29 protein-coding genes are annotated in these 22,044 nt (G+C 61.5%); 20 read left to right on the forward strand and 9 right to left on the reverse strand.

Annotated features, from left to right (window positions below; translation table 11 throughout):
• Positions 1 to 29: 29 nt before the first annotated feature.
• The 6 genes from cobA to EP837_RS02125 all read left to right on the forward strand — a co-directional run bounded on the left by cobA (position 30) and on the right by EP837_RS02125 (position 4,455).
• Positions 30 to 818: a uroporphyrinogen-III C-methyltransferase gene (cobA, locus tag EP837_RS02100; RefSeq protein WP_066524066.1), complete on the forward strand. Its 789-nt coding sequence runs from the start codon at positions 30 to 32 to the stop codon at positions 816 to 818.
• A complete protein-coding gene (locus EP837_RS02105; protein ID WP_066524068.1) occupies positions 815 to 1,111 on the forward strand; it encodes a DUF2849 domain-containing protein in 297 nt (98 codons plus the stop codon). Before cobA ends, EP837_RS02105 begins: the two co-directional genes overlap by 4 nt.
• Positions 1,112 to 1,114: 3 nt before the next feature.
• A complete protein-coding gene (locus EP837_RS02110; protein ID WP_066524070.1) occupies positions 1,115 to 2,746 on the forward strand; it encodes a nitrite/sulfite reductase in 1,632 nt (543 codons plus the stop codon).
• The gene (locus tag EP837_RS02115; protein ID WP_066524073.1) at positions 2,739 to 3,179 is read left to right on the forward strand and encodes a DUF934 domain-containing protein; all 441 of its coding nucleotides are present in this window, start codon (positions 2,739 to 2,741) and stop codon (positions 3,177 to 3,179) included. Before EP837_RS02110 ends, EP837_RS02115 begins: the two co-directional genes overlap by 8 nt.
• Entirely contained in the window at positions 3,172 to 3,963 is a 792-nt protein-coding gene (locus EP837_RS02120) for a phosphoadenylyl-sulfate reductase (RefSeq protein WP_066524074.1), read from the forward strand. The genes EP837_RS02115 and EP837_RS02120 overlap by 8 nt, the downstream gene beginning before the upstream one ends.
• A gap of 96 nt (positions 3,964 to 4,059) precedes the next feature.
• A complete protein-coding gene (locus EP837_RS02125; protein ID WP_066524075.1) occupies positions 4,060 to 4,455 on the forward strand; it encodes an MAPEG family protein in 396 nt (131 codons plus the stop codon).
• Here the strand turns inward: EP837_RS02125 and EP837_RS02130 are convergent.
• The 3 genes from EP837_RS02130 to EP837_RS02140 are packed head-to-tail and all read right to left on the reverse strand — an operon-like array spanning position 4,445 to position 6,777.
• Positions 4,445 to 4,684 (reverse strand): hypothetical protein, encoded by a 240-nt coding sequence (locus tag EP837_RS02130; RefSeq protein WP_066524077.1) that lies wholly within the window; start codon positions 4,682 to 4,684, stop codon positions 4,445 to 4,447. The genes EP837_RS02125 and EP837_RS02130 overlap by 11 nt on opposite strands.
• Complete coding sequence (locus EP837_RS02135) at positions 4,681 to 5,241, reverse strand: SGNH/GDSL hydrolase family protein (protein WP_156518361.1); 561 nt, start codon at positions 5,239 to 5,241, stop codon at positions 4,681 to 4,683. Before EP837_RS02135 ends, EP837_RS02130 begins: the two co-directional genes overlap by 4 nt.
• A 51-nt stretch (positions 5,242 to 5,292) precedes the next feature.
• Positions 5,293 to 6,777 carry a replicative DNA helicase gene (locus EP837_RS02140; protein ID WP_066524079.1) on the reverse strand — a complete coding sequence of 495 codons (1,485 nt, stop codon included), beginning with the start codon at positions 6,775 to 6,777 and terminating at the stop codon, positions 5,293 to 5,295.
• 118 nt (positions 6,778 to 6,895) lie between these two features.
• On the opposite strand from EP837_RS02140, the gene EP837_RS02145 reads away from it, so the two are divergent.
• From EP837_RS02145 to EP837_RS02165, 5 genes are all read left to right on the forward strand, one after another.
• Positions 6,896 to 7,378 carry a UPF0262 family protein gene (locus tag EP837_RS02145; protein WP_066528531.1) on the forward strand — a complete coding sequence of 161 codons (483 nt, stop codon included), beginning with the start codon at positions 6,896 to 6,898 and terminating at the stop codon, positions 7,376 to 7,378.
• Between the two features lie 81 nt (positions 7,379 to 7,459).
• Positions 7,460 to 8,077, forward strand: coding sequence for a GH25 family lysozyme (locus EP837_RS02150; RefSeq protein WP_066524080.1), 618 nt, complete (start codon positions 7,460 to 7,462; stop codon positions 8,075 to 8,077).
• Complete coding sequence (locus EP837_RS02155) at positions 8,074 to 8,523, forward strand: cytidine deaminase (protein ID WP_066528534.1); 450 nt, start codon at positions 8,074 to 8,076, stop codon at positions 8,521 to 8,523. Before EP837_RS02150 ends, EP837_RS02155 begins: the two co-directional genes overlap by 4 nt.
• 1 nt (position 8,524) lies before the next feature.
• Positions 8,525 to 9,079: a dCTP deaminase gene (gene dcd / locus EP837_RS02160; RefSeq protein ID WP_066524082.1), complete on the forward strand. Its 555-nt coding sequence runs from the start codon at positions 8,525 to 8,527 to the stop codon at positions 9,077 to 9,079.
• A 45-nt stretch (positions 9,080 to 9,124) separates the two neighbouring features.
• Positions 9,125 to 9,877, forward strand: coding sequence for a metallophosphoesterase (locus EP837_RS02165; protein WP_066524084.1), 753 nt, complete (start codon positions 9,125 to 9,127; stop codon positions 9,875 to 9,877).
• Positions 9,878 to 9,940: 63 nt separating this feature from the next.
• Here EP837_RS02165 and EP837_RS02170 read toward each other — a convergent pair whose 3' ends face one another.
• Both EP837_RS02170 and EP837_RS02175 read right to left on the reverse strand, forming a co-directional pair.
• Positions 9,941 to 10,636: an anti-sigma factor family protein gene (locus EP837_RS02170; RefSeq protein ID WP_066524086.1), complete on the reverse strand. Its 696-nt coding sequence runs from the start codon at positions 10,634 to 10,636 to the stop codon at positions 9,941 to 9,943.
• Positions 10,633 to 11,121, reverse strand: coding sequence for an RNA polymerase sigma factor (locus EP837_RS02175; protein WP_066524087.1), 489 nt, complete (start codon positions 11,119 to 11,121; stop codon positions 10,633 to 10,635). Before EP837_RS02175 ends, EP837_RS02170 begins: the two co-directional genes overlap by 4 nt.
• 158 nt (positions 11,122 to 11,279) lie before the next feature.
• Between EP837_RS02175 and EP837_RS02180 the strand changes: the two genes are divergently transcribed.
• Both EP837_RS02180 and EP837_RS02185 read left to right on the forward strand, forming a co-directional pair.
• The gene (locus tag EP837_RS02180) at positions 11,280 to 12,527 is read left to right on the forward strand and encodes a S8 family serine peptidase (RefSeq protein WP_156518363.1); all 1,248 of its coding nucleotides are present in this window, start codon (positions 11,280 to 11,282) and stop codon (positions 12,525 to 12,527) included.
• 100 nt (positions 12,528 to 12,627) lie between these two features.
• Complete coding sequence (locus EP837_RS02185; RefSeq protein WP_066524088.1) at positions 12,628 to 13,317, forward strand: hypothetical protein; 690 nt, start codon at positions 12,628 to 12,630, stop codon at positions 13,315 to 13,317.
• Positions 13,318 to 13,503: 186 nt separating this feature from the next.
• Here the strand turns inward: EP837_RS02185 and ctrA are convergent, their stop codons facing one another.
• Together ctrA and EP837_RS02195 are read right to left on the reverse strand one after the other, a co-directional pair.
• Complete coding sequence (gene ctrA / locus EP837_RS02190; RefSeq protein ID WP_066524089.1) at positions 13,504 to 14,211, reverse strand: response regulator transcription factor CtrA; 708 nt, start codon at positions 14,209 to 14,211, stop codon at positions 13,504 to 13,506.
• Between the two features lie 207 nt (positions 14,212 to 14,418).
• Positions 14,419 to 15,312: a LysR family transcriptional regulator gene (locus EP837_RS02195; protein WP_066528537.1), complete on the reverse strand. Its 894-nt coding sequence runs from the start codon at positions 15,310 to 15,312 to the stop codon at positions 14,419 to 14,421.
• A 107-nt stretch (positions 15,313 to 15,419) separates the two neighbouring features.
• Between EP837_RS02195 and EP837_RS02200 the strand changes: the two genes are divergently transcribed.
• Both EP837_RS02200 and wrbA read left to right on the forward strand, forming a co-directional pair.
• The gene (locus EP837_RS02200; RefSeq protein ID WP_066524091.1) at positions 15,420 to 16,139 is read left to right on the forward strand and encodes a pirin family protein; all 720 of its coding nucleotides are present in this window, start codon (positions 15,420 to 15,422) and stop codon (positions 16,137 to 16,139) included.
• 114 nt (positions 16,140 to 16,253) lie between these two features.
• On the forward strand, positions 16,254 to 16,853 hold the full coding sequence (wrbA, locus tag EP837_RS02205) for an NAD(P)H:quinone oxidoreductase (RefSeq protein WP_066524092.1): 600 nt from the start codon (positions 16,254 to 16,256) through the stop codon (positions 16,851 to 16,853).
• 102 nt (positions 16,854 to 16,955) lie between these two features.
• Here wrbA and EP837_RS02210 read toward each other — a convergent pair whose 3' ends face one another.
• Positions 16,956 to 17,942 carry an acyltransferase family protein gene (locus EP837_RS02210; protein ID WP_066524093.1) on the reverse strand — a complete coding sequence of 329 codons (987 nt, stop codon included), beginning with the start codon at positions 17,940 to 17,942 and terminating at the stop codon, positions 16,956 to 16,958.
• Between the two features lie 65 nt (positions 17,943 to 18,007).
• On the opposite strand from EP837_RS02210, the gene EP837_RS02215 reads away from it, so the two are divergent.
• From EP837_RS02215 to EP837_RS02235, 5 genes are all read left to right on the forward strand, one after another.
• Positions 18,008 to 18,685 carry an RluA family pseudouridine synthase gene (locus EP837_RS02215; protein ID WP_066524095.1) on the forward strand — a complete coding sequence of 226 codons (678 nt, stop codon included), beginning with the start codon at positions 18,008 to 18,010 and terminating at the stop codon, positions 18,683 to 18,685.
• Positions 18,672 to 19,076 (forward strand): alternative ribosome rescue aminoacyl-tRNA hydrolase ArfB, encoded by a 405-nt coding sequence (gene arfB / locus EP837_RS02220; RefSeq protein WP_066524096.1) that lies wholly within the window; start codon positions 18,672 to 18,674, stop codon positions 19,074 to 19,076. Before EP837_RS02215 ends, arfB begins: the two co-directional genes overlap by 14 nt.
• 78 nt (positions 19,077 to 19,154) lie before the next feature.
• Positions 19,155 to 19,640, forward strand: coding sequence for a GAF domain-containing protein (locus EP837_RS02225; RefSeq protein ID WP_066524097.1), 486 nt, complete (start codon positions 19,155 to 19,157; stop codon positions 19,638 to 19,640).
• Positions 19,641 to 19,770: 130 nt separating this feature from the next.
• Positions 19,771 to 20,622 (forward strand): RcnB family protein, encoded by an 852-nt coding sequence (locus tag EP837_RS02230; protein ID WP_066524100.1) that lies wholly within the window; start codon positions 19,771 to 19,773, stop codon positions 20,620 to 20,622.
• Positions 20,623 to 20,674: 52 nt separating this feature from the next.
• A complete protein-coding gene (locus EP837_RS02235; RefSeq protein WP_066524101.1) occupies positions 20,675 to 21,052 on the forward strand; it encodes a VOC family protein in 378 nt (125 codons plus the stop codon).
• Between the two features lie 56 nt (positions 21,053 to 21,108).
• Here the strand turns inward: EP837_RS02235 and EP837_RS02240 are convergent, their stop codons facing one another.
• The gene (locus tag EP837_RS02240) at positions 21,109 to 21,927 is read right to left on the reverse strand and encodes an arginyltransferase (RefSeq protein ID WP_066524102.1); all 819 of its coding nucleotides are present in this window, start codon (positions 21,925 to 21,927) and stop codon (positions 21,109 to 21,111) included.
• Positions 21,928 to 22,044: the final 117 nt, after the last annotated feature.

Genomic DNA, 22,044 nt, shown 5'->3' on the forward strand with positions numbered 1-22,044 from the left:
CGCTTGGGCCTTTTCGCCATTTGCCCGTCATGGCCGAACAAGCACCTGCTACCGTCTTTCTCGTCGGCGCGGGTCCGGGTGATCCGGAACTGCTGACACTTCGCGCTGCACGGTTGATCGCGCAGGCGGAGGTGATCGTGCATGACGGGCTGGTTTCGAAAGATATCCTGGCGATGGCGTCGCAGGGTGCCGAACTGATCTCGGTCGCCAAGCAGCGCAGCCGCCATTCAATGCCGCAGGAGGGAATCAACGCGCTGCTGGTGAAGCTGGCTCTCGCCGGGCGGTCTGTGGTGCGGTTGAAGGGTGGCGATCCGTTTGTTTTCGGGCGGGGCGGCGAAGAAATGGAAGCCTGCCGCGAAGCTGGCGTGCCCGTGGAGGTAGTGCCGGGAATCAGCGCGGCGATCGGCTGCGCAGCGCAGGCGCAGCTTCCCCTCACCCATCGCGATGCGGCGAGCGCGGTGAGCTTCGTCGCGGGCCAGTGCAAGGGGCTGACGGATCAGGATTGGTCGGGATTGGCGGGCAAAGGGCGGACGCTCGTCATCTACATGGGCGTGGCGACGGCGGCGGACATTGCAGACAAGCTGATCGCCGATGGCGTGTCGCCGGCCATTCCGGTGGCGGTGCTGGAAAATGGCACGCGGTCTGACATGCGGACGCTGCGGACGCTACTCGCCGACCTGGGCGACATGGTGGTTCGCGAACACGTAAAAAGCCCGGCCCTGATTGTGGTTGGCGATGTGGCGGCCTATGCGGTGGCGCAGGATGTGCTGACCGGCTGGGCTGCGCAAATGAACAATGGGGCGGAGATGCATTCGTGAAGATTTTGACCGGCAATGACCTTGGCACCGGGGATGTGATCTGGTGGGCGGGCGACGGCTGGTCGCGGCAGGTCGGCGATTCCATTGATGTGGGCGACAAGGGCGAAGAACTGGCGCGCTCCGAAGAGGCTGCGCTGCGAGTCGTTGGCGCTTATGTGATCGATGCGACCGTCACTGACGAAGGCGTGCGCCCGGCCCATATCAAAGACCGCATCCGCGCTCTGGGACCGACCGTGCGGCCCGACCTGACGCTGAAACCGAATGACGCCGATGCCGGCAACTGGGTGATCTGAACCATGTATCGTTACGACAGCTACGACCAGTCCATCGTTGACGCACGCGTCGAGGAATTTCGTGATCAGGTGCAGCGGCGCCTGGCCGGTCAGTTGACTGAGGATCAGTTCAAGCCCCTGCGGCTGATGAATGGCCTCTATCTGCAGCTCCACGCCTATATGCTGCGCGTAGCCATTCCTTATGGCACGCTGAATGCGCGGCAAATGCGCAAGCTGGGCGAGATCGCGCGTAAATATGACAAGGGCTACGGCCATTTCACGACGCGTACGAATCTGCAGTATAATTGGATCAAGCTGGCCGACGCGCCGGACATCCTGGCAGAGTTGGCGACGGTCGAGATGCACGCCATCCAGACCAGCGGCAACTGCATCCGCAATATCTCTTCTGACCAATATGCAGGGGTATCAGCGGACGAAGTAGCCGACCCACGTCCTTGGGCGGAGCTGCTGCGTCAGTGGTCGACCTTCCATCCGGAGTTCACCTATCTGCCACGCAAGTTCAAGATCTGCGTGATCGCGTCCGAAGAGGATCGTGCGGCGATGAAGCTGCACGATATCGGCCTAAAGCTGGTGTCGCGCGATGGGCAGGTAGGCGCGGAAGTCTATGCCGGTGGCGGTATGGGCCGTACGCCGATGGTTGCGCCGCAAATCAGGGACTTCGTGCCCGAAGATGAGATCGTGCCTTATCTGGAAGCGTGCCTGCGCGTCTATAACCGTTACGGCCGCCGCGATAACAAATACAAGGCGCGGATCAAGATCCTGGTCCATGAACTGGGGGTCGAGGAATATAAGCGCCAGGTGGAGGAAGAGTTCGCGCATATGCGGATCCTCGGCCTCAATCCGCCGGTCGAAGAGCTGAATCGTATCCGGCCTTTCTTCGCCAACCCGGCCTATGAGCAGGGTTTGAGCGATGATCTCGATCGCACCGATCCGGCCTTCGCGCTGTGGGTTGACCGTCAGGTCGCAGCCCACAAACAGCCCGGTTATGCCATCGTCAACATCAGCCTGAAGCCGCGCGGCGGCATTCCAGGCGATGCTTCGGCGGAACAGATCGAACTGGTGGCGGATCTGGCGGAGACTTATTCGCTCGACGAACTGCGCGTCACCCATGCGCAGAACCTGGTTTTGCCGCATGTGAAGAAGGCGGATCTCTACGCCATCTGGCAAAAGCTGGATGAGGCTGGGCTGGCCGAGGCCAATCTGGACCTGATCACCGACATCATCGCCTGCCCCGGCCTCGACTATTGCAGCCTCGCCAATGCGCGGTCGATCCCGCTGGCGCAGAAACTGTCGGAGCGGTTCGCCGCGGCAGACCGGCAGAAGGATCTGGGCGAGCTGAAGGTCAAGATTTCCGGCTGCATCAACGCTTGCGGCCACCATCATGCCGGCCATATCGGCGTGCTGGGCGTGGACCGGAAGGGCGTGGAGAATTTTCAGCTCTCCCTCGGCGGATCAGGCGCCGAAGATGCGAGCGTCGGCCAGATCACCGGCCCCGGCTTCTCCGAGGACGGCGTGGTGGACGCGATCGAGAAGGTGACGGACCTCTATCTCGCCCAGCGCGAGGAAGGCGAACGCTTTCTCGATACCTATCGCCGTCTTGGCATGAAGCCCTTCAAGGAGGCGATCTATGGTTGAGTTCCTGTCTTTCCGCGACGGTGAAGCCGCGCAGGAGCCCGCCGTGACGGTCGAATCGTTCACGGGCCAGTCCAACTCGACCGCCGTTCGGATCGAAGCGGGCGAGGATGCGCGCGAATTGCTGCCCTATATTGACCGCCTGTCGCTGGTGGAGGTGAACTTCCCGGCCTATGGCGACGGGCGTGGCTATTCGGCGGCGCGTATCCTGCGTGAGGCCGGATATCAGGGCGAACTGCGTGCCGTAGGTGATGTGCTCGTCGATCAGCTTGTCGCGATGCGCCGCTGCGGTTTCGACAGCTTCCGGCCCGACAAGGCGCTGGACGATGCCGCCGTGGAGCGTGCGCTCAATCGTTATGCCGACGTCTATCAAAAGACCGTCGATGGCCGCAGCCCGGTTTGGGCAAAGCGGCACCCGGAGAGTGTGAATGGCTGAACCAGCCCGCCAGCTTGACGTCATAGACGCCCGCCCCGCCTTTACCCAGGCAGATGCCGATGCGCTCAATGCGCGGTTCGAAGGTGTGGATGCGCTGACCATGCTGAAGACCGTCTTCGCCGAAGGGCTGGCTGGCAAGGTTGCTGTCGTATCGTCTTTCGGCACCGAGAGCGCCGTGCTGCTGGACCTGGTGGCAAGGGCGGACAAAACCGTTCCGGTGATCTTCGTCGATACGCTCAAGATGTTTGCGGAGACGCTGAACTATCGCGACACGCTTATCGCGCGACTGGGCTTCACAGATAGCCGTTCGGTGGTGCCCGATCTTGATGTGCTGGCGAAGAAGGACGAGACGGGCCTGCGCTGGTCTTACGATCCCGACGGCTGCTGCGACATCCGCAAAGTTGAGCCGATGAATCGTGCCAAGCAGGGATTGGACGCATGGATTTCCGGGCGCAAAGCGTTCCAATCGACCACGCGCCAGAATATGCCCCGCTTCGAGATTGAGGATGGTCGGCTGAAGATCAATCCGCTGGGAGATTGGGCCAAGGACGACCTTGAAGCCTATTTCGCGGAACATGACCTGCCGCGCCACCCTCTAGAAGCGCAAGGCTATCTGTCAGTAGGCTGCGAGCCGTGCACATCCAAGGTGCTGCCGGGCGAAGACCCGCGTGCAGGACGCTGGCGGGGTTGGGACAAGGTGGAGTGCGGGATCCACTCGCCGATCACTCCCATTCCGGTTCCGGTTGTCGATCCGGATGATCCGGCTAACCAGCCAGTGTTCTGAGGCGCGGTCCATGGTTCGTCTCGTTTCGACCGAGCCATGGCGCCGCCGCTCCTGGTAAGATAGTGTCGCGCCCGGAACAAATGGCGGGAGAGACATATGGCCGTGGAGTTGAAGATCCTTACATGGAGTTGCGCACTGCTGCTCGTGCATATTTTTGCGGCGGCGCATCTCAAGACACGGCAATATGGCGTTAAATGGAACATGGGCGCGCGGGACGAGACGCTTCCGCCGCTCAATCCGCTCGCTGGGAGGCTGGTAAGAGCGCAAGCCAATTTCATGGAGACCTATCCCTTGGCCATTGTGGGTCTGTTGGGAGTGGTGATCGCCGGACGAACAGGCGAAATGACGGCGATCGGCGGATGGCTATGGCTGGCAGCCCGCGCGGTCTATCTCCCACTGTATGGCATAGGCGTGCCTGTTGTGCGGACGTTGGCCTATGGTGTCAGCATGGTCGGCTTGGCTCTCGTGTTCGGGGCGTTCGTCAGCGGCTGAGCGATTTGCTCGTCATACGTTCAAGCGCGTCCGCTACGGCGGTCATTCCCGCCAGATTGGGGTGATAGGGGGCGAAGGAGGCGCTACCCTTCGGTTTGATGAAACCGTTCATCCAGGAATTTGCCGCGCAGGCATCATGCCCGCGGCTGAGCGAAGATGCTGCCAGTATCTCAGCACCCGCGTCGTGGGCCACCTTGGCTGTCAGCGCTGCGAGGCGGCTCGCGATCATCCGGCTCCTGTCGGCCTGCTCGGGCGACAATGGTGCTGCTGCACATTGTCCGTGGTCCGGGAGAACCGTCGGATAATGACAAGAATTATGCGGGCGTTCGGTGCCCGGCGTCGCATTTCGGCAAGCAGCTTGCGCATATCGGCTTCGAGCTTCTGCCATTTCTGCTCGGTGGGTTCCGGCACGGTCATGCACGCCTTGCCGTTCATCGCCTGGCATGACGCGGCCATGATGCCACCAATATAGCCCATATCATTGCCGCCGATGGTCGCGGTTATCAGCGATGTGTCAGGGGTGAGCGCGTCAAGCTGCGGAGGCAGTTCGGACCAGGGACCAAGAAGATGAGCCGTAGTCGCAGCACTACAGCTTACGTCGATCAGCCGAAGTCCCTTTTTTCGCGCGAGTTGATGCGCATAATTATCGATAGATCGAGCGCAGCGCGTGGGCGGCGTGTCCGCCGGTTTGCTGATCCCTGGCCCGGCCGCGAAAGAGCTGCCCATGGCCACATAGATGTCACCCGGCGCCAGAGATCGCCTGCCAGCGCCTGGTTCTAGGGTCATGCAGCCCGGCAGGCCGAGCGCCAAAGCGCAGGCGAGATTATCCGCCCGATTTTATTCATAATCGCCCATATATCCACCGTCGGCGAGGTCGGAGAAGCGGGTGATCTTGGCATCGAACTTCATGCGGATGCGACCGGTGGAGCCATGGCGCTGCTTTGCCACGATCAGCTCGGCAAGGCCGTAGATCCGCTCCATTTCCTGCGCCCATTCGAGATGCTCGGAGCTTTCCTTATTCCCCGGCTCTTTGGCTGCGACATAATAGTCTTCACGGAACACGAACCAGACCATATCCGCGTCCTGTTCGATCGAGCCGGATTCGCGCAGGTCCGATAGCTGCGGGCGCTTGTCCTCGCGCTGCTCGACGGCGCGGCTGAGCTGCGATAGGGCTAGAACCGGAACGTTAAGTTCCTTCGCCAAAGTCTTTAAACCACGAGATATCTCGGAAATTTCTTGCACGCGGTTGTCGCTGCCCCTCCCACTACCCTGAAGCAGTTGGAGATAATCGACGATGACCAAGCCGATGTCGTGGCGGCGTTTCAGACGGCGGGCGCGGGTGCGTAGGGCAGCGATGGTGAGGCCGGGCGTGTCGTCGATAAAAAGCGGCAACTCCTGGAGATCGCGCGCGGCGCGGGAGAGATTCTGGAAGTCAGCGCGGCTGATCTTGCCCATGCGAAGTGCTTCACCGCTAATGCCCGACTGCTCGGCGAGAACGCGGGTAGCCAACTGGTCGGCCGACATTTCCAGGCTGAAGAAAGCCGTCTTTGCGCCCATATTTTTTTCAGGCGGGATGCCGTCGCCATTATCCCGCATCCAGCGGGAGGCAGCGTTATAGGCAATGTTGGTAGCGAGCGAGGTTTTGCCCATGCCAGGGCGCCCAGCCAGGATCATAAGGTCCGAATTGTGCAGGCCGCCAATCTTCTCATTGAGACTAGCCAGCCCGGTCGTGATGCCCGAAACATGTCCGCCGCTGTTCAGCGCCCGTTCTGCGACCTGAACGGCCATGGTGGTGGCGGTGGCGAAGCTCTTGACGGAACCGGTCTCCCCCTCGCCCTCCGACACCTTATAAAGCGCAACTTCGGCCTGCTCGATCTGCTCGCGGGGATTGACATCCTCGCTGGTATCCAAAGCGTTTTCAACAAGTTCACGGCCAACATTAACAAGCTGACGCAGCAAGGCCAGGTCATAGATTTGGCTGGCAAAGTCGCGTGCGCCCAGAAGCGCCGCGCCATTGCCCGTCAGCTGGGCGAGATAGCCGACGCCGCCCAGTTCCTTGAGCGCCGGGTCCTGTTCCAGCAGCGGCTTCAATGTCACGGGATTGGCGATCATGTCGCGCTCCACCAGCTTCATGACCGCTTCATAGATCCGGCCGTGGAGCGGCTCGAAGAAATGCTCTGGCTTCAGCTTGAGCTGCACGTCCTCGGCGATTCGATTGTCGATCATCAGTGCGCCAAGCAGCGCCGCCTCCGCCTCCACATTGCGAGGGAGTTCGGGCACGCCTGCTTCCGCGGCGGGGTTTATCTGCACCAGTTCGACCATGCGCCTCTCATCGCCTTCGCAGCGGTCCGGCGCAAGTGGCAAGCTACGAGGCGATCGGCAAAACTGTGGAGAACTCCGCTTGCTTTTCGGCGGCCGCAGCAGCAGGGACTATGAGCCCATGACCGACCCGCGCATCATAGATATCACGCTCGACGAGCGGACGATCCTGTGGCGCAATGCGGATGTCGAGCAGGAACGGCGGATCGCGATTTTCGATCTGCTGGAGGATAATCATTTCGAGCCGCAGCGCGCTCACCCCGACGGCTACGCCGGACCCTATCGCGTGCTGCTGCGCGTCGAAGAAGGCCGACTGGTGATCGAGATCAAGCGGGAAGATGGGGAACCGCTGGAGGCCATCATCCTAAGTCTCGGGCGGTTCCGGCGGCCGATCCGCGAATATTTCGCCATTTGCGACAGCTATTATCAGGCGATCAGCAACGCGTCCCCTCAGCAGATTGAAACGGTGGACATGGCGCGCCGCGCCATTCACAATGATGCGGCGGACATGCTGATCGATCGGCTCGAGGGGAAGATCAAGGTCGATTTCGATACGGCACGCCGCTTGTTCACGCTGATCTGCGTGCTGCATATCAAGGGGTAAGGGGACATTCGTCAGGGTTCTTCCGGCCAGTTTCTGGTCCGCATCTTTGCGGGCGCGGCTATCATCGCTCTGCTGGCGGTGATGCTGTGGGCCTATGCGTGTCGCTGGGCACCGGAGCGCGACGTCTATCCGGTTCAGGGTGTGGCGGTAGCGGCCGGCAATGGCCGTATCGATTGGGGTACTCTGGCAGCCAATGGCGTGGATTTCGCCTATATCCGCGCGGCCGAGGGGGCGGAGGGACGCGATCCCGCCTTTGCGCGCAACTGGTCGGCGGCGCGCTCTTCCGGGCTGCGCTATGGGGCGGTGCTCGACTTCAGCCTCTGCAAGCGTGCGGCCGAGCAGGCGACACGCTTCATCACCACCGTGCCCCGCGACAATGCCGCTTTGCCTCCGGTGATCAGGCTGGCGTTCGATCCGTCCTGCACAGCACGACCGGGTCGGGACGCGGTGCTGTCCGAACTCAACACATTGGTGAACCTTATCGAAAGCAATGCCGGCAAGCCTGCCTTGATCAATGTTTCCAACGACTTCGAGGAAGAATATGACATCGCGTCTGGGATCAACCGGACGCTGTGGCTGGATGGCAATTTCTTTCCGCCTGATTATGCGACGCGTAAATGGGTGATGTGGACCGCCAATGACATGCGGCATATCGATGGGGTTGAAGGGCCGGTAAGATGGGGCGTGGTGGCGCCATGAGCGTGGACGAGGCCGTCAAAGAGTTGGTCGAGGCGGCGCAGTTGGCGAAGGGGAACGCCTATGCCCCCTATAGCCGCTTTGCTGTTGGGGCTGCCGTACGGTTGACGGATGGCACGATCATCGGCGCGGCAAATTTCGAAAATGCCAGCTATGGCCTCTCGCTCTGTGCTGAAACGGTGGCTCTTGCAGCGGCCAATGCGCAAGGGCGGCTGGGCGACGTAGAGGCGATCGCAGTGGTTGGCGGAGATACCGCGCCCGTGACCCCGTGCGGTAGGTGCCGCCAGATATTGAACGAGGCGGAGCAGGTGGCGGCACGGCCGATCGCCATCTATTGTGCAACGCGCGGCGATGATTCTGTGGTCACGTACAGCGTCGCTGAACTTCTGCCTTTTGCATTTGGAACCAAAGACTTAGGCTGCACTTCTTCAAGGACGAGTCAAGAATAGCATGTCGATCTTGTCGGATAAATGGATACGCGAACAGGCCCTCTCCCATGGCATGATCGAGCCTTTCGTGGAGAGCCAGCGGCGTGACGGTTGCATCAGCTACGGCCTTTCGTCCTACGGCTATGATGCGCGCGTAGCGGATGAGTTCAAAATCTTCACCAATGTCGATAGCGCAGTCGTCGATCCGAAGGACTTCGCGGCGAACAGCTTTGTCGATCGCAAAACCAGCTGCTGCATCATCCCCCCCAACAGCTTCGCTCTGGCCCGGACGGTCGAATATTTCCGGGTGCCGCGCGATGTCCTGGTCATCTGCCTAGGCAAATCCACCTATGCCCGCTGCGGCATCATCGTGAATGTGACACCGCTGGAACCAGGCTGGGAAGGGCATGTGACACTGGAATTTTCCAACACCACCCCCCTGCCCGCGAAAATCTACGCCAATGAGGGCGCGTGCCAGTTCCTATTCCTGAAAGGCAATGAGCCGTGCGAGGTCAGCTACGCCGACCGGGCCGGAAAATATATGGGGCAGCAAGGCGTCACATTGCCGCGACTCTGACAAGCATGCGAAGATCGCGCTTATGTTTTCCATGCGCGACCCACCATGCTGAAATTCCTCCGCCGCAGAGAAGCGCCGCGTCCCCTGCCCAGCCTCGGTGAGGACCGGCGCGTCTATGCGGTCGGCGACATACACGGCCGCCTAGACCTTTTCGACCAACTGCTTGAGTTGATCGAACGAGACGATGCCCGGCGCCACCCCCTACCCTGCCATCTCATCCTGCTCGGCGATTTGGTGGATCGAGGTCCGCACTCAGCACAGATGGTCGAGCGGGCGATGGCGCTGCAGGACGCAACCGAGAAGGTGCACTTCATCAAGGGCAACCATGAGGAAGTGTTCGTCAGCGCAGCACGCGGAAGCTCCCAGTATGCGGGCTATTGCCGACGGATTGGCGGTGTTCAAACGCTGGCCAGCTACGGGCTCGACGTTGGATCATCAGAACGAATGACCGACGAGGACGTGGCGTCATGGATGCTCAATCACGTGCCGCGAAGCCATGTGGATTTTCTGGACCGGTTCGAAGATATGCTAACGATGGGCGATTATCTGTTCGTTCATGCTGGGATTAGACCCGGCTTGCCGCTGCAGGCGCAAACAGCTGCTGACTTGCACTGGATCCGCAGCGAATTTTTGAACCACAGGGGCGATCATGGATATGTCGTGGTCCATGGCCACAGCATCACGACCAAAGTTGATGAAAAGCCCAACCGCGTCGGCATCGATACTGGAGCATGGAGCAGCGGCAAGCTGACCGCCGTCGGCTTGCAGGGAACGGAGCGCTGGTTCCTGCAAACCTAGACCGAAGCAAAAAGAGGCCCCGACAAACTCAGCCGAAATGGGAGGACCCGCCCTAATAGAAGCTTAGCGCCAACCTTTCGCCTTGGCGGCAGCTTCTCCCGCAGCGTCAGCAGGCGCACCTTCGATCAGGGCATCAACTGTAGCGGTGACGCGAGCATCAGTGGAGGAAGCCTGGCGATAATCGCTTGTAGGGCCCTTCCCCGGTATCAGTTGCTGGACTTGCCAGCCTTTGGTTTCACGGCAGGCTACTCCAGAAAGGGCGCTGCCCTCGAAGCTGCGGCACCAGCCGCCGCCCTTCCTCTGAAAGCTGAGTCCAATGCGGACGCCCGAGTCCTGCGGGATGGAGGCAAGTTGGGTATCGAGAGCGGAAGCGAGTTGCCCTTGTGCCATCATGACGCCATTGCTGACGGCAACGGGTCCTGCGGGCCCGCTTGAGATACGGCCGATACCCAGGCCCAGCAACAGGCTGGCCGCGATCGCACCGCCAATGCTCCAGCTGCGCCAGCGGGGCGCTGCGGGACTGACCAAGCTAACAACCTTGGCGCTGTCCTCCAGCAGCGTGCGCATTGCCGGCGGCACCGGCTCGGCCTCGATCGGGGCATAATAGCTCGAAAGACGCGTGCGCAAGCGGCGGTGCATCTCCAGGCGTTCGGCGAGAGCGGAGTCTTCCGCCACCGCGCGATCGATGCGGCGACGGGTCACCTCGTCCAGTTCCCCATCGACCCAGGCGATCAGCATGGCTTCATCAATGTCGGTCATGCCGCTTCCCCCAACAGTTCAAGTAGGGCGCCGCGCCCCCGCACCAGACGCGAGGTGAGCGTGCCCATCGGGATGCCCAGAACCTCCGCCGCTTCCTTGTAAGACAGGCCCTCAACGAGCACGAGCGCAATGGCTTCGCGCTGCTCGTCCGGCAGAGCGTGCATCGCGCGATCGACGTCGGAGAGCATGACATGCGCCTCCACATCCCGGTCGCCGGCATGACCGACATGCTCGCCCGCCTCTTCCGGTGCAAAGGTCCGGGCGGCGCGCTGCCGCGAACGGCCCTCATCGATCCAGACATTACGCATGATCCGATACATCCAGCTGTCCAATCTCGTACCCGGCTGCCATTGATCGCGCGCCCGCAGCGCCTTTTCCAGCGCCGCCTGGCACAGATCGTCGCCGTCGGCACGATCCCGCGAGAGGCTGGCGGCAAAGCGCCGCAGCCGGGGCAGGATCGCCAACAGATCGCTCTCGAATGACATCCGTTCTCCATTACATGGTCGAAGGATGAAACGGCCCTGCCCAAGCGTTTCATCCCTGAAGCCACATCATCTATCGGAATTTTTTCGCGATGAAGCATTTTGCGGAGGACAGGATCGAAAAATTCGCGTCTGCGCAAGGCGGGAGTAAAGAGGCCGATATGAGATTGGGACGAACCTGGATCGCCGTTGGTTTACTGCTGGCCGGGCCCGGTGCGCAGGCGCAATTATTGCCTTCTCCGGGCGGTGGGCTTGGACAGACGGCGGGCGTGGTACCCAACTTACTCAATCGGGTGGACGGGACGCTGGATGAAGCTGGGCCGGACCGGCTGAACCCGGCGCGGCTGGCCGAACGGCTTACTGCGGCACGGGCAGCGCGTATCGGCGACTTGCTGCGGCGGCATGGCGACAGCATCGAACTGGACGACCGGCGTGAGCCCGCGCGGCGTGGCGTCATCCTGCTGACCGGCGCGAAAACAACAAGCATCGAGGCGCTACGCGGTGCAGGCTATGGCGTTGAGAGCGAGGCGCTGGAAGGCATTGAACTTCCCGTCACCCGCCTGATGGTCCCGCAGGGACGCAGCCTGCCGCGCGCGTTGAAGCAAGTGCGATCAATCGCCCCCGAAGCCCAAGCGAGCGCAGACAACCTGTATTTCCCCAGCGGCGTGCTGACTATGGCGACAGCCGCGACGCTGGCGGGCGCAGGGTCCGTGCGCGGGCGCGCGGTGGGCTTGATCGATGGCGGGGTTGCGCGGCACGCGTCCCTGACCGGCGAGGTCGAGCAGCGCGGCTTTGTTCGCGGGGCGCCAAAGGCCAGTTCGCACGGAACAGCCGTGGCCTCCCTGATCAGCGGGACCGGAATTATTCGCGGCGCAGCGCCCGGCGCGCCGTTACTGGCAGCAGATGTCTATGGCGATGATCCGGCTGGCGGGAGCGCTTTCGCGATCGCCCGCGCGTTGGGCTGGATGGCGGCGCGAGGCGTCCCTGTCGTGACGGTGAGCTTGGTCGGACCAGACAATCCGCTGCTAGCTGGGGCGATACGGCTCGCCCGAGACAAGGGCGTCGCAATAGTAGCGGCCGTAGGGAATGACGGGCCTGCCGCTCCCCCCGCCTATCCCGCTTCCTACCCCGATGTAGTGGCCGTAACGGGCATAGATGGACGCGGGCGTCTGCTGCCAGAGGCGGGGCGCGCGCGCCACGTGGACTTTGCCGCACCGGGCGCCGACATGAATGCGGCTCGTAGCGATGGCGGCAAGGGACGGGTGCGCGGTACGTCTTTCGCAGCTCCCCTGGTGGCGGGACGTCTCTTTGCGGCGGGAAATATCGGCGCGCTGCGGATCGAGGCCAAGCCCGGCCAACGCGAGTTTGGCCGGGGCGTGATCTGTGGAAATTGCAGAAATATCGATTGATTTTCATTGGTTTGAGAAATTTTTTGCGAGGCTTGGGATTAAACTGAAAGTGCGTCCCGTTCTCCTTTCATCGGATCGACAACGAACAAGGAGACGATCGATGAAAGCGAAGTTTTTTCTTGCCACAGCCTTCCTCGCCGCGCTGACGACGGCCCCTGCTTCCGCCCAACTGCTTGGCGGCGGCGGCGGACTGGGTGGCGGTCTTGGCGGTACGCTGGGTGGCGTTGGCGGATCGCTCGGCGGCACGCTGGGCGGATCAGGCGGCGTCGGCCTCGATCGCAGCATCGACTTGCAGAATGGCCGGGTTAGCGCGAACGGCTCCGGTTCTGGCCGGGCCGACGGCTCAGCAGCCGGTTCAATCAGCCGCAAGGGCAAGAGCCGCAGCGCGAACGCATCGGGTTCGGCAAGCGGATCGGCAAGCGGCGGTCTGACTGCCGACACGCTGGGCACCAATGATATGGCCAATGCTGTGGGCAGCGTGCGTGACAGCGCCAGCCAGACAGCAGGCGCCACTCGGGACCGCGCGGTGACCGCCACCGCGGCAGCCCAGGGACAGGCGAGCGCCACTGCACAAGCGGCGCGTAACCGCGCCAGCACGGCAGCTAACGGCGCGGGTAGCGCAGCAGGCAGCGCGACGGGCGCCGCTCAATCTGGCGCGAGCAACGCAGGTGGTAATGCGGGTAATGCGCTGAACGGCGCGGCTTCACTCAGCGCTGCCGGACAGCTTTCGGGAAGCGGGCAAGCCTTCGGGTCGAACGATGGCGCGTCCTCCGGTCAGACGGAAGAATAACCCTTTGCGGGGCGGCTCCCCCCACCTGACGGGCTTTCAGCCCGCCCCTCTCCGCCCCACCGTCTGACAAGGCAGGGCCGGTGATCTCGACGGATCACCGGCCCTTTTTTCGCGCTTCCCCAACGGAAAAGCCGGCAGTCCTTCGAGGACGACCGGCTTTTTCTGCACTTGCAAGAAGCTATTTGATCAGGCCACCTTAGTGGCGAAGTCCACCGCCTCATCCGGATCACGCAGCACATAACCACGGCCCCAGACAGTCTCGATATAATTGTCGCCGCCACAGGCCAGCGCGAGCTTCTTGCGCAGCTTGCAGATGAAGACGTCGATGATCTTGAGTTCAGGTTCGTCCATGCCGCCATAGAGATGATTGAGGAACATCTCCTTGGTCAGTGTCGTGCCCTTGCGGAGCGAGAGCAGCTCCAGCATCGCATATTCCTTGCCGGTCAAATGGACGCGGTTACCATCGACTTCCACTGTCTTGGCGTCCAGGTTCACCGCCAGCTTGCCGGTGCGGATGACAGACTGCGAATGCCCCTTGGATCGGCGGACCACAGCGTGAATACGGGCGATCAACTCTTCGCGATGGAAGGGCTTGGTCACGTAATCGTCAGCGCCGAAGCCGAAGGAACGGACCTTGCTGTCCATCTCTGCAATGCCCGACAGGATCAACACCGGCGTCTGCACTTTGGCCGCGCGGAGCTTCTTCAGCACGTCGTAGCCGTGCATGTCCGGCAGGTTGAGGTCTAGGCAGATGATGTCGTAGTCATACAGCTTGCCGAGATCGAGGCCCTCTTCGCCCAGGTCGGTCGTGTAGACATTAAAGCCCTCGGTCGTGAGCATCAGCTCGATCGCCTTGGCGGTGGTCGGTTCGTCTTCGATTAGCAGAACGCGCATGTGAAGCCCCTGTCCTTGCAGATCCCGTCAACCCCTCAGAACGGCGTCTGCTCCAATTCATTAACCAAAAAACTTCTGAAGGACAAAGGTTAATTTTTCGCTAACCCGCAGAAATCCACGAGTCGTGCGGAATTGAATCTATTTTAAAAGATTTTCAACCGAAGTGATTCAAATTGAGTCAAGATAGATTCGCCTGTGCAACGATGCTCAGCAACCATGATGTTCCGCGATGAAATCAAGTAGCGCCTGCACACGAGCGGGCCGTAGTCGGGATGGCGGCGTCACCAGGTGCAGGCCCAAAGGCGGCGGCCTCCAGTCGATCAATATTTCTTCCAACTCGCCCGATGCCAGCGCGTCTCCGACAATAAAATCGGGGAGCCTCGCAATGCCGATCCCCGCGCGAAGAGCCGGCAACATCGCCTCACCACTGTTGACCGTGATCCGTGCCCTTACCTGGATGGTGACATTCTGCTGCCCTGGCCCAGAGAAACGCCACACGTCGGGCGTCGGGACATTTGCGTAGCAAAGGCAATCATGATCGCTGAGATCCGCGGGATGCGCTGGGCGCCCGCGCTCCACCAGATAATCAGGCGAGGCGATGAGGTGCATGTTGACGTCGGCGAGACGCCGCGCGCGGAGTGAACTGTCGGGCATGTCCGCGATGCGGATGGTCGCGTCCAGCCCCATGTCGATCATGTCGATGCGCGCGTCGGAAAGGTGGAGGTCCACATTGACGGCCGGGTGAAGCTTGGTGAATTCGGCGATCAGGGGAGCGACGCGAAGCAGGCCGAAGGTCATGGGTGCGCCAAGGCGAACCGTGCCCGAAAGTTCGGCTGTGTCGTCCCGCGCCGCTTCCTCGGCGGCCTGTCCCTCGGCCAGGATGCGGGCAGCATGGTCGGCCAGGCGCTTCCCGCTTTCGGTAAGGGCGAGACGACGGCTGGTACGGCTGAACAGGCTGGTCTCCAGATGCTGTTCAAGGCGAGTGACCGCTTTCGACACGGTGGCCTTGGAAACGCTCAGCGCCTTGGCGGCATCCGTAAAGCTGCGGTGCTCCACCACGGCAGCAAAAATGGCCCAGGCTTCAAAGTCGGGAAGACGCATAAGGAAACAATCCGTTTCAATGCTGCTCATTTCAGAAACGATCCTGATGGCTAAATTGATCGAAAGCAAGCGGGAATGGGTTCCCGCCTCATTGGAAAGGCACCGCAATGACCATGACTGTGGACAACTCTATCGAACGCCGCCCCTTTGCGTCGCTGGGTCACGCCGACCATGGGTGGCTGAACGCCCGCCACCATTTCTCCTTTGCCGACTACCATGATCCGGCCCGGATGGGCTGGGGTGCGATCCGCGTCTGGAACGATGATGAAATCGCGCCGCACACCGGCTTTCCGCCGCACCCGCATCGGGACATGGAAATCATCACTTATGTTCGCAAGGGCGCGATTACCCACCAAGACAGCCTGGGCAACAAGGGCCGTACCGAAGCGGGCGACGTTCAGGTGATGAGCGCCGGCACAGGCATTCGCCACTCCGAATATAATCTGGAAGGCGAAACGACGACCTTGTTCCAGATCTGGATCATTCCCAAGGCACAGGGCGACGCTCCCAGTTGGGGAGCCAAGCCTTTTCCCAAGGGCGATCGGTCGGGACGGCTGGTGGTACTCGCCAGCGGTTATGACGAAGATCAGGACGCACTCCGGATCCGCGCCGATGCTCGCCTGCTGGGCGGCACGGTCAAGGCCGGCACGAGCGTCACCTATGACAGCGCGTATGGACGGCATCTTTATCTTGTGGCTGCGACGGGCCGGATAGAGATTGACGGCCAGACCTTCGAAGCCCGGGACGGCGCAGCCATTTTGGGCGGAAAGCCCATCACGATCACCGCGATCGAAGATAGCGAAATCGTCCTGGTCGATAGCGAATAGGCCCACGGGCCTGACGACCGCCTGCTCCCTTCACCCCCCATCTGGAGCAGGCGGTCGCATCTTCGAAGAAACCTTTTTCAGTTCAATGCATTACATCTGATTGGAGATAGCCCCATGGCGAAGGTACTCGTCCTTTACTATTCCTCCTACGGCCACATCGAAACTATGGCGAAGGCCGTGGCGGAAGGTGTGGCATCCACAGGCGCTCAAGTCGATATCAGGCGAGTGCCTGAGACTGCTCCCCTGGAAGTTGCCCAAAATGCGGGGTTCAAGCTGGACCAGGACGCGCCCATTGCGACCGTGGCTGAATTGGCAGACTATGATGCGATCATCATCGGAACCGGCACCCGGTTCGGGCGCATGTCCAGTCAGATGGCGGCATTCCTGGATCAGGCGGGCGGCCTTTGGTCTCGCGGCGCCCTGAACGGCAAGGTGGGTGGCGCTTTCACTTCGACCGCCAGCCAGCATGGCGGGCAGGAAACGACGCTTTTTTCCATCATCACCAACCTGCTCCATTTCGGCATGGTGATCGTCGGGCTGGACTATGGTTTCACGGGACAGATGGGCGTCGATAAGTTGCGCGGCGGTGCGCCCTATGGGGCGACAACCATTGCTCACAGCGACGGGAGCCGCCAGCCAGGCGAGGAGGAACTGGAAGGCGCACGATATCAGGGGCGGCGGATCGCGGAGACGGCGATCAAGCTGCAAGGTTAGGAAAAGGCTGCACCCTCCTCTCAGTGCAGCAGTTGAGCCTTGGGTCGCAAGGCGCAACGATAGGGCCGGCGCACAGGATGGGTGCGCCGGCCCCTTTTTTGCTCACAGGAAGATGCGTCGGCCCCAGCCGTTTGCGCGCAGAAAATAATAGAGGGCGCTAGGCAGCAACAGCGCGTGGATCAACAGCCAGGGCTTGGAAAAATAAGGCGACAGATAGTGTATCACCGCCACATGCAGATACATGATGACGAGCGAGGCCCGCCCGATAGCTGCCAACCATCCGGCGACCGGGGCGATCCGAACCGAAAGCCGAAAGAGAAGCAGCGTGCTCGCGACGGCTGAAGCGATCGACAGCAAGGGCAAGCCATAGTCGGCCGCCTTCATGTTGAGCGTGGGCAAGACAGCGGAAAGCCCGGCGAGAGACAAGGCCGTGAGCGGCAACCACATCCACCGTCGCCATGGAACGCGCTGCCATGCCGCGCCCACCCAGAGTAGGACCAGCGCCATCGGCACGGTGAGAGAGCCCAGCACTGATGCTCGCGTCACGTCGCCTACGATATAAGCCCCGATGAACGCGGGCACGATCGCAAGGGCCCAGCGGTGGTCGAGCGGATCGGGCCAACGAGCGGACACTGCATTGAAAATTATGCGCGAGGCCATCAAGCAGGGCACGAACCAGAAGATGGTGAAAGGGCCGCGCAGCCAGGAACCGCCAAGCAGGACAGGCAGTAGATCTTGCGGCCACTGGTCGAAAATCGGGCTGTTGCCTTTCGACGGTTCGATGATCGAGTCCGCTATGATCAGCAGTATGAGAAAAGCGGCATAGGGACGCATCTGCGAAACCAACTGCCGGATCGCAAAGCGGGCAGGCGGCTGCGGCCGTGACAAAAAGCCTGACAGCAGAAAAAAGAGCGGCATGTGGAAGCTGTAAACAGCATCCCGCAGCGGGCCGCGCGTCCAGACATGCCCAGCCACTACGGCGATAATGCCGATGCCGCGCGCGACGTCGATCCACTCCAGCCGCCCGCCCCCGCGCACCCATTCGGATGCCGCGGACCGGGACTGGACCTCGTCCCCCCTGTTCTCCATGGCTTCCACGCCCTATAGGAAGCCGCGCGCGCGTCAATCATCCCCTATTATCCGGATACTGCCTCTTGTCCCTGCTCCATGACCGAGTTCTTTTTATTGATGGTGAAGCCATCATCATCGACAAGCCTGCTGGCCTGCCAGTGGATGCGCCGCGCGACGGGTCGCTGAGCCTGGAAAACCATCTTTCCTCGCTGACCTTCGGATTCCAGCGCTGGCCGCTGCCGGTGCATCGGCTAGACCGTGATACCAGCGGTTGCCTCCTCCTCGCGCGCAATCCCAAGGCGCATAAGCGCTACGCTGCAGCGTTCGAGGCCGGGACGGTCCAGAAACGCTATGTCGCAGTGGTAGAGGGCGTGCCGGAACTGGACAGCGGGACGATTGAATTGTCGCTCAAGAAAGTGAGCAGCGCAGCCAAGGGTTGGCGCATGATCGCGGCGAAGGATGGCAAGTCAGCCGTCACTGAATGGCGCAAACTGGCCGAAAATGATGGCCGCGCCCTTATCATCTTCACCCCGCGCACAGGCCGGACGCATCAGATCCGCGCTCATACCCTCCATGGTCTGGGCTTTGGCATCGCGGGAGACCCGGTTTATGGCACCGGCCATGGACCGATGCTGCTGCACAGCCGTTTTCTGAGCATCCCTCGTACCGGCAAGGCGCCGGCGGAGGCGACCGCTCCCCTGCCCGCCACCTTCACCGCGGCGGGGTTCGGTCCGGAGTATCTGGACGATGCCGGACTTTGATATTCCCGAAGACGCGCTGGAAGAGCGTTTCATCACAGCGGGCGGTCCAGGCGGCCAGAATGTCAACAAGGTCGCCACGGCAGTGCAATTGCGTGTGGACCTCTACAAACTAGGGCTGCCAGTCCATGCCTTTCGCAAGATGAAGGAATTGGCGGGATCGCGGCTGACCTCCGGCGGAGAAGTCGTGATCCAGGCATCCCGTTTCCGTACGCAGGAAGCTAATCGCCAGGACGCGCGCGAGCGGCTGACCGACATGATCGCGCAAGCGCATCAGCGCGACGCCCGGCGGATCGCGACCAAGCCGGGAAAGGCCGCCAAGGCACGAAGGGTTGACGCGAAAAAGGCCCGAAGTTCAGTCAAACAGGGGCGCGGCAAAGTTCGTATGGATTAAAAGCAACCCCAGCCTCTCTAGAACTTGGTCAGGATGACGGCCGCAGCGAGGGGTTTCCGAAGATGAGGTGGATGTAGCATGTTCGACTTCTATCCCGCCGAGCAGGGCAGCAAGGTGGAACTCTACCAAGACCTTCTCTCCGCCGCTGAAGCCGTGACCAGGGGCGAGCCGGACATCATCGCCAATATGGCCAATGTCGCTGCGCTGATCTGGCAATTTCTGCCGGACCTGAATTGGGCAGGCTTTTACCGCATGGTGGCCGATGAACTGGTGCTTGGCCCGTTCCAGGGCAAGCCCGCCTGCATCCGCATCGCCTTGGGGAAAGGCGTATGCGGTACCGCTGCCGCCACAGCTCAGACCCAACTGGTGAAGGACGTTCACAGCTTTCCCGGCCACATCGCCTGCGACGCCGCCAGCGCTTCGGAAATCGTGGTGCCGGTCATTGTGAAGGAACGCGTTATGGCAGTTCTCGATCTGGATAGCCCATCCCTCAGACGCTTCGATGTTGTCGATCAACAAGGCTTGGAGGCGCTGATCGCCAGGATCGGCACGCGGATCGCTTGACCCGCGCTGCCTCGTTTCGGGACAAGGCAGCCGCGCTCAACGCGTGGATCGGCGGGGTTCACCATGCTAAACAAGCCGTTAACATTGCGGCCGGGTGATCGGCGTGAGGCAAGCAACGGGAGGTTTTGGCATGCGGATCTGGAGCATCATGCTGGCGAGCGCGAGCATAGCGGTCGGCGCATCGGCCCCTGCATCAGCAGGCGAAGCCGTTTCGGCGGGCGCCGCACTGCCCGTGATGGGGAAGAGCTTCACCTCTCCCCGAGTCCGGCATGGCGGCATCCGTGGGGGATCGGCCGTGCATCGCTGGGGTCCGCGCTTTCAAGGGCGCTGGTTCGCGGGCTGGCATGCGCCGGGCGGCTGGACTGCTTACCGTCGGCCAGTCGTGGGCTATGTCTTGCCAAGCTATTGGATCAACCCTTCCTACCGCATCGGTAACTATGGCGGCTATGGCCTGCCCGCTCCGGTGGATGGTTACGGCTGGTCCCGCTATTATGATGACGCAGTGATGGTCGATCGGCACGGAAGAGTGCGGGATCATCGCAGTGATGTCGATTGGGATGCCCATGATGGCGGCGACTTGCCGCCCGGGGCACTCTATGACGACGACGTGACCGCACATGATGGCCCGCCACCGCCCCATGAATATGAGGGCCGCTGGACCGGGACTTGGACGGACGACAAAGGCCGGACGGTCAGCGGCGAATATGAAGGCCGCTTCGAAGGCGAAGCGCGGAGTAATTATGGCGTCGAATATGATGCTCCACCCTATGCGGCTTCGCCCGCCGTCGTGCATCATAGCGGTCCCGGCCAGCCGGTCGTGACTACCACTCAGGCGCCGGGCTATATCGCAGGCGGCTATTATTATCCCGGCCCGACGACGACAACCGTCGTGGTTACCCCGACGATAACGGAAACCAGCTATGTGACCGAAGTCTCCTCGCACCGGCGTCATGGAGCCAAGCGACAGTGCAACTGCAAATAGCTCTGCTCGTTTAAGCCTGTCCGCGCCCCATGGCAGGACAGGAGGAAACGGCATGATCCATCATGTGTCAGTCGGCACCAACGACGTCGATCGCGCGAGGGCCTTTTACGATCCGCTAATGGCGCTGCTCGGTTACCGCAACGTTCGCGATTATCCCCATTCGCTGGACTATGGCGTTACCGATGTGGTGTTCTGCGTCGAGACGCCGGTGAACGGGGAACGGGCCTCTGCCGGCAACGGGGTCCACATATGCTTCGAAGCGGCGGACCGAGAAACAGTCCGGGAATTTTATCGCCTGGCTTTAAAACTGGGCGGGACTGACGAAGGAGCGCCGGGAACGCGCCCTAACTATGACGCCCACTATTATGGCGCGTTCGTCCGCGATCCGGATGGCAACAAGATTGAGGCGGTGACTTTCGTGGCGAAGTAAGCTCAGCATGACGCGAGACATCGCAGTCCATTGCTAGCAGGACTAAGCTGACCGAGTTATTTCCGGAAAATCCCCGCTAGCTCGATCGGCAGCGGCGGCTCGTCCCGCGGCAAGACGACGCGGATGGCCTGCGCCTGCTCCTGCGGATCGAAGCGGACCCAACCGCTGCGGCTCAACTTTTCGAGCGGGCGGTAGCGGACCTTATATTGCATCCGCTGCGACCCTTCGACCCAATAGCCAAGATAGACATAGGGCAACCCCGCCTTCGCCGCGCGCAGGATATGATCCATGATGATGAAGTTGCCGAGCCCCTTGCGATGCTCCGATTCGGTATCGAAGAAGCTGTAGATCATCGAAAGCCCGTCGCCCTGCCGATCGGTCAGGCATGCGCCTATCAGCTTGCCGGGCCGGCCGTTTTCGCCCGGCTCGCGATATTCGACGACATGGCTCTCCACCGGGGTCTGCTCGACCATGTCGGCGAAATCCATCTCATCCATCTCGGTCATACCGCCGCCCGGATGGCGGGCGCGCAGATAGCGCTGGAGCAGTTCGAACTGCTCCTCGGTGGACCAGGGCTTGCACGCGGTAACGATGAGATCGCTGTTGCGGCGGATGAGCTTGCGCTGTGTCGCGTTCGGCGTGAATTCACCAGCGACGACCCGGACTGACACACAGGCAGAGCAGTCCGCGCAGCTCGGACGATAGGCCACATTCTGGCTACGACGAAAACCGATGCGGCCGAGCGCGTCGTTCAGTTCCGACGCATTGTCGCCGTTCAACTCGGTGAACACCTTCCGCTCACTCCGGCCCGGCAGATAAGGGCATGGGCTGGGGTTTGTCACAAAGAAGCGCGGGAAACGAAATGGAGCGCTCACGCCACGGTCTCCGTCAAAACGCTGCGCGAAACTTGAGTCATGGACAGACTATGACGCCCGCAGCCTTCCATGAAAAGGTCATTTACCACGAAAAAAATGCGTACTCCCGACGAGGCT

This window comes from Sphingobium sp. EP60837 (assembly GCF_001658005.1).
Taxonomy (GTDB): domain Bacteria; phylum Pseudomonadota; class Alphaproteobacteria; order Sphingomonadales; family Sphingomonadaceae; genus Sphingobium; species Sphingobium tyrosinilyticum.

Excerpts from the sequence above, each read along its gene's own strand:
- EP837_RS02170 (WP_066524086.1), bottom strand. The coding sequence starts at position 10,636 with ATGACCGACATTGATGAAGCCATGCTGATCGCCTGGGTCGATGGGGAA.
- EP837_RS02150 (WP_066524080.1), top strand. The coding sequence starts at position 7,460 with ATGCTGTGGGCCTATGCGTGTCGCTGGGCACCGGAGCGCGACGTCTAT.
- EP837_RS02225 (WP_066524097.1), top strand. The coding sequence starts at position 19,155 with ATGTTCGACTTCTATCCCGCCGAGCAGGGCAGCAAGGTGGAACTCTAC.
- EP837_RS02120 (WP_066524074.1), top strand. The coding sequence starts at position 3,172 with ATGGCTGAACCAGCCCGCCAGCTTGACGTCATAGACGCCCGCCCCGCC.
- EP837_RS02195 (WP_066528537.1), bottom strand. The coding sequence starts at position 15,312 with ATGCGTCTTCCCGACTTTGAAGCCTGGGCCATTTTTGCTGCCGTGGTG.
- dcd (WP_066524082.1), top strand. The coding sequence starts at position 8,525 with ATGTCGATCTTGTCGGATAAATGGATACGCGAACAGGCCCTCTCCCAT.
- EP837_RS02200 (WP_066524091.1), top strand. The coding sequence starts at position 15,420 with ATGACCATGACTGTGGACAACTCTATCGAACGCCGCCCCTTTGCGTCG.
- wrbA (WP_066524092.1), top strand. The coding sequence starts at position 16,254 with ATGGCGAAGGTACTCGTCCTTTACTATTCCTCCTACGGCCACATCGAA.
- EP837_RS02110 (WP_066524070.1), top strand. The coding sequence starts at position 1,115 with ATGTATCGTTACGACAGCTACGACCAGTCCATCGTTGACGCACGCGTC.
- EP837_RS02130 (WP_066524077.1), bottom strand. The coding sequence starts at position 4,684 with ATGATCGCGAGCCGCCTCGCAGCGCTGACAGCCAAGGTGGCCCACGAC.
- EP837_RS02175 (WP_066524087.1), bottom strand. The coding sequence starts at position 11,121 with ATGTCATTCGAGAGCGATCTGTTGGCGATCCTGCCCCGGCTGCGGCGC.
- EP837_RS02125 (WP_066524075.1), top strand. The coding sequence starts at position 4,060 with ATGGCCGTGGAGTTGAAGATCCTTACATGGAGTTGCGCACTGCTGCTC.
- EP837_RS02235 (WP_066524101.1), top strand. The coding sequence starts at position 20,675 with ATGATCCATCATGTGTCAGTCGGCACCAACGACGTCGATCGCGCGAGG.
- arfB (WP_066524096.1), top strand. The coding sequence starts at position 18,672 with ATGCCGGACTTTGATATTCCCGAAGACGCGCTGGAAGAGCGTTTCATC.
- EP837_RS02155 (WP_066528534.1), top strand. The coding sequence starts at position 8,074 with ATGAGCGTGGACGAGGCCGTCAAAGAGTTGGTCGAGGCGGCGCAGTTG.
- cobA (WP_066524066.1), top strand. The coding sequence starts at position 30 with ATGGCCGAACAAGCACCTGCTACCGTCTTTCTCGTCGGCGCGGGTCCG.
- EP837_RS02210 (WP_066524093.1), bottom strand. The coding sequence starts at position 17,942 with ATGGAGAACAGGGGGGACGAGGTCCAGTCCCGGTCCGCGGCATCCGAA.
- EP837_RS02115 (WP_066524073.1), top strand. The coding sequence starts at position 2,739 with ATGGTTGAGTTCCTGTCTTTCCGCGACGGTGAAGCCGCGCAGGAGCCC.
- EP837_RS02165 (WP_066524084.1), top strand. The coding sequence starts at position 9,125 with ATGCTGAAATTCCTCCGCCGCAGAGAAGCGCCGCGTCCCCTGCCCAGC.
- ctrA (WP_066524089.1), bottom strand. The coding sequence starts at position 14,211 with ATGCGCGTTCTGCTAATCGAAGACGAACCGACCACCGCCAAGGCGATC.
- EP837_RS02180 (WP_156518363.1), top strand. The coding sequence starts at position 11,280 with ATGAGATTGGGACGAACCTGGATCGCCGTTGGTTTACTGCTGGCCGGG.
- EP837_RS02145 (WP_066528531.1), top strand. The coding sequence starts at position 6,896 with ATGACCGACCCGCGCATCATAGATATCACGCTCGACGAGCGGACGATC.
- EP837_RS02185 (WP_066524088.1), top strand. The coding sequence starts at position 12,628 with ATGAAAGCGAAGTTTTTTCTTGCCACAGCCTTCCTCGCCGCGCTGACG.
- EP837_RS02135 (WP_156518361.1), bottom strand. The coding sequence starts at position 5,241 with ATGACCCTAGAACCAGGCGCTGGCAGGCGATCTCTGGCGCCGGGTGAC.
- EP837_RS02230 (WP_066524100.1), top strand. The coding sequence starts at position 19,771 with ATGCGGATCTGGAGCATCATGCTGGCGAGCGCGAGCATAGCGGTCGGC.
- EP837_RS02140 (WP_066524079.1), bottom strand. The coding sequence starts at position 6,777 with ATGGTCGAACTGGTGCAGATAAACCCCGCCGCGGAAGCAGGCGTGCCC.